Genomic DNA, 4,253 nt, shown 5'->3' with positions numbered 1-4,253 from the left:
TCGCGCGTCACGCCCGTCGAGGTCGAAAGGTCGATCGACTGGTCGAAGAGCGAGCGCGACCGGAGCGCCAGCCGCTGCGCGATCGGCGCGATCTGCCAGTACCAGCCCGAATAGGCGAAGTCGAAGCGCGTCTCGTTGAGGTCGCGGCTGCGCACGATCTCGTGCTTGTCGTCGACGTCGGTCGTCGCGACGAGGCTTCCGAGCAGCACTTCGAGCCGCGCGTCGAAGGAGCTCTCGACCGAATGCCGGAAGATCGACGAGAGAATGAGGCCGCCCGCGACCAGCGCTATGACGCTCCAGAGCGCCGCGCCCGCGATCAGGCGGAGAGCGAGACTGTCCCTGGGGCGCAGGCTTTTAAGCTGCATCTTCCGGCGCCGCGAGGCGATAGCCGAGGCCCCTCACCGTTTCGATCATGTCCTTGCCGAGCTTGCGCCTGAGCCTGCCGATGAAGACCTCGATCGTGTTCGAGTCGCGGTCGAAATCCTGATCGTAGAGATGCTCGACGAGTTCGGTCCGCGAGATGATCCGGCCCTGATGATGGATGAGATATTCGACGAGGCGATATTCGAGCGAGGTGAGCTTGACCGCCGTGCCGTTGACGGTGACGCGCGACGTCCGCGTATCGACGCGGAGCGGCCCGCATTCGAGTTCGCTCGTCGCATGTCCGGTCGCGCGGCGCAGCAGCGCCCGGATGCGCGCCAGCACCTCTTCCATGAAGAAGGGCTTGGCCACGTAATCGTCGGCGCCGGCGTCGAAACCCGCCACCTTGTCCGACCAGCGGTCGCGCGCGGTCAGGATCAGCACCGGCATCTTGCGGCCCTCGCGCCGCCACTTCTCGAGGATCGTCACGCCGTCCATGCCCGGCAGGCCGAGATCGAGCACCACCGCGTCATAGGGCTCGGTCTCGCCGAGGAAGTGTCCTTCCTCGCCGTCCGTCGCCTTGTCGACGACATAGCCCGCCTCCGTGAGCGCGCTCACGAGCTGGCGGTTGAGATCGGGATCGTCCTCGACGACGAGCAGCCGCATCTGTCAGCGCCCTCCCTGGCGGTAGTTCAATATGTCGCCGGTCCTGGCGTCCGCCGACACGATGGCGACATTGCCGTCCGGAGTCATCAGCTTGATGAGATAGACCGGACGGCCGCCGCCGTCCACAAGCTGCGCGTCGAGAAGCCGCCCCGGATAGCGCTCATGCACCTTGCGCAGCACCTTGCCGAGCGGCTGGATGCGGCCCGTCCGCACGCCCTCGCGCGCGTCGTTCTGGTCGGAGCGCATGTCCGATTGCCAGACCGGCCGGCCGCCATGGGACAGCTCGCGATCCCATGACGCGGCCTCCGCCGTCCCCGCTCCGCCCGAGGCGAGCAGGACGGCCAGAGCCGGCACGAGAAGCGCCGACGCCAGATATGTAAACGCCCTTTTCATGCCCCGAGGTTTAGACCTTTCAGACTGAACCTGTGATGAATGGGCGTCCCCCCTCAAAAGCCGGAGAAGCTCGCCCATTCCTCCATCGGGGCCCGGTCGGTGCGGAGCCGGTTGATCGGCGCCGTCTCGTCCATGAACCCCAATCCCATCCCGCAGAAGAGCATAAGCTCTGGCGGCATGTTGAGAAACTCCGCAATCGTCTTCGGCCAGATCGCCCAGGCCTCCTGCGCGCAGGTATGGAGCCCGTGCTCGCGGGCCATCAGCATGACGGACTGCGTGAACATGCCGAGATCGGCCCATTGGTCGATCCCCATCTGGCGGTCGATGGCGAAGAAGAGCGCGACCGGCGCATCGAAGGCCCGGAAATTCCGCGCGAACTGCATCAGCCGTCCGGCCTTGTCCTCGCGCGCGATGCCGAGCGTCGCATACATGTCCTCGCCGCATTTGAAGCGCCGCGACTTGTAGGGCTCCTTCAGGTCCTTGGGATAGATGTCGTATTCCGACCCCTCGCCGAAGGGCGTCGTCTTCTGCTTCTCGGCGATCAGCGCGAGGAATTCCGCCAGCCGCGCGCCCGTCACGACATGGACGTGCCAGGGCTGAAGATTGCCGCCCGACGGCGACCACTTCGCGCCATCGAGAATGGCCCTGACCGTCGCCTCCGGCACCGGTCTGTCGAGAAACGCCCGGCACGAAATCCGCGTCTTCAGGGCTTCGGTTACGTTCACTGTGTCGCTCCCATTTTTTTACCTGCCGTCACCCCGGGCTTGTCCCGGGATCCAGGGGCCGCTCGCTCCGACTATGTTGCCCCTGGATCCCGGCACAAGGCCGGGATGACAGCGAGCGGAGAGCGCAGCCGTTCTCTTCACCGTCCCGTCACGTAAGGCCACAGCTCATCCGCGCCCCGCGCCAGCGTCTCGCGGCCGAGCCAGTCGGCCCATTCCGCGCCCGAGCCGAACTCCGCCCGCCACGACCAGAGCCGCCGCGTCGCGAAGTGAAGCCCGTGCTCATAGGTAAAGCCGATCGCGCCATGCACCTGATGCGCGATCGAGGTGGCAACGCTCGACGCATCGTCGGCCCTGACTTTCGCCACCGCGATCTCGAAGGCCGCCGCATCGCCAGAGGTCACCGCATCGGCCCGCGCTGAAGCATGCGCCGCCGCGATGCCGACGGCGGCGGCCTGCGTCGACAGCACCGCGAGTTGCTGCTGGATCGCCTGGAACTTGCCGATGGGCTTGCCGAACTGCGTCCGCTCGTTCGCATATTGCACCGACTGCCGAATGAGATAATCGAGCGCGCCCGCCATCTGCACCGACCGCGTCAGCGCGCCGTAAAGCCTCACCGCATTGCCCGGCAAGCCGGCCCAGCCCGTATCGACCACGACATGATCGAAGCTGAGCGTATCGCGCGGCTCGCGCGCAAGGTTCTGGCCCTTTTCGATCCGCGCATAGTGCAGCGGCGCCAGCACCGTCTCGACGCCCCAGCCGCTTTCGACCAGCGTCACCGCGTGAGACGCATTCCGTCCCCAGGGAACCGCCCGCGCGACGCCGGAAAGCCGCCCGTTCTCGAGCGTGAAATCGCCTTCCATCACCGTGACGACGCCGTCGGGGATCGCGATCCCCGCGCGGCCCAGCATGAAGCCCGCCAGGATCGCCTCGGCGAGCGGCACCGGCGCGGAAGCCGCGCCCGCCGCCTTCAGCACGACATAGGCGTCTTCCCATGTCGCGCCCGCGCCTTCCTGCGCTTCCGGCGCGAGGATGCGCGTCATGCCGCTCTCGACCAGCGCCTCCCACAGCGCCGCCGGCCACGCGCCGTCTTCCGCCTGCCGGATCGTGTCGGCGGTGACGAGATCGTCGAGCAGCTTCGTGATGCTGTCGTTGAGGAGCGTCTGCATTTCGTTCATGGCCTTCTCCTCACCGCAATCCGAGCCCGCGGGCGATGATGCCGCGCAGGATTTCGCGCGTGCCGCCCCTGAGCGAGAAGGACGGCACGGTCTGCGTGAGGTACCCAAGCACCTCTTCATAGTCGCTCCCGCCGCCGATCGTCGGCGCGATCCCAAGCAACTCATGCGCCTTCACCGGCATGTCCTGCTCGAAAACGGCGCCGAGGTCTTTCACGACCGAGGCTTCGAGCGCCGGGTTCTCGCCCTTGTCGAGCATGCCCGCGACCGAGAGCGACATCTGCCGGAGCGTCACCAGATGCGCAACCAGATGCCCCACCTCCCGCGCGCCCTCCGCGCCGCCGCGTTTCCGCAGCTCACGGATTATCTCGACCATCAGCAGGAAGCTCGACAGATAGCGCTCCGGCCCGGACCGCTCGAAGGCAAGCTCCGCGCCGACCTGCGCCCAGCCAGAACCTTCCGAACCCACCAGCATGTTGTCCGGCACGAAGGCGTCCTGAAACACCACCTCGTTGAAATGCGCATTGCCCGCGAGGTCCCGGATCGGCCGGATCGTGATCCCGTCCGTATTCTTGAGGTCGACCAGAAACTGCGTCAGCCCCGTATGCTTGTCGGCGCTCGTGCGGAAAAGCCCGATCATGTAATGCGCGTGTTGCGCGCCCGAGGTCCAGAGCTTGGTGCCGTTGACCCTGTAACCACCCTCGACCTTCTCGGCCTTCGTCCGCGTCGCCGCGAGATCGGACCCCGAATCCGGCTCCGACATGCCGATGCAGAAATAGCATTCGCCGCGCGCGACCTTCGGCAGGATCAGTTGCCGCTGTTCCTCGGTGCCGAAATTCAGCAGCAGCGGCCCCGATTGCCGGTCGCCGATCCAGTGCGCGCCGACGGGCGCGCCGGCGGCCAGCATTTCCTCGAGCACCACATAACGCTCGAAGGC

5 protein-coding genes and 1 pseudogene are annotated in these 4,253 nt (G+C 66.6%); all 6 read right to left on the bottom strand.

Translation table 11 applies throughout. From position 1 onward, the window contains the following. Positions 1-365: pseudogene (locus VMR03_RS12325) on the bottom strand (sensor histidine kinase); the annotation flags it as partial. Beyond that, the gene (locus tag VMR03_RS12320) at positions 355-1,026 is read right to left on the bottom strand and encodes a response regulator transcription factor (RefSeq protein WP_325405623.1); all 672 of its coding nucleotides are present in this window, start codon (positions 1,024-1,026) and stop codon (positions 355-357) included. The gene VMR03_RS12320 and the pseudogene VMR03_RS12325, both read right to left, overlap by 11 nt. Before the next feature lie 3 nt (positions 1,027-1,029). Then, a complete protein-coding gene (locus VMR03_RS12315) occupies positions 1,030-1,419 on the bottom strand; it encodes a PepSY domain-containing protein (RefSeq protein ID WP_325405621.1) in 390 nt (129 codons plus the stop codon). A 53-nt stretch (positions 1,420-1,472) separates the two neighbouring features. Further along, the gene (locus tag VMR03_RS12310) at positions 1,473-2,144 is read right to left on the bottom strand and encodes a nitroreductase (protein WP_325405619.1); all 672 of its coding nucleotides are present in this window, start codon (positions 2,142-2,144) and stop codon (positions 1,473-1,475) included. Between the two features lie 137 nt (positions 2,145-2,281). Beyond that, a complete protein-coding gene (locus VMR03_RS12305; RefSeq protein WP_325405617.1) occupies positions 2,282-3,319 on the bottom strand; it encodes an acyl-CoA dehydrogenase family protein in 1,038 nt (345 codons plus the stop codon). Positions 3,320-3,329: 10 nt separating this feature from the next. Further along, positions 3,330-4,253 (bottom strand): acyl-CoA dehydrogenase family protein (locus VMR03_RS12300; RefSeq protein WP_325405615.1); only part of this gene is annotated, 924 nt, incomplete at its 5' end.

It is taken from the genome of Parvibaculum sp. (assembly GCF_035511255.1).
In the GTDB taxonomy this organism is placed as follows: Bacteria; Pseudomonadota; Alphaproteobacteria; order Parvibaculales; family Parvibaculaceae; genus Parvibaculum.
This window is presented reverse-complemented; position numbering and strand designations above follow the sequence as displayed.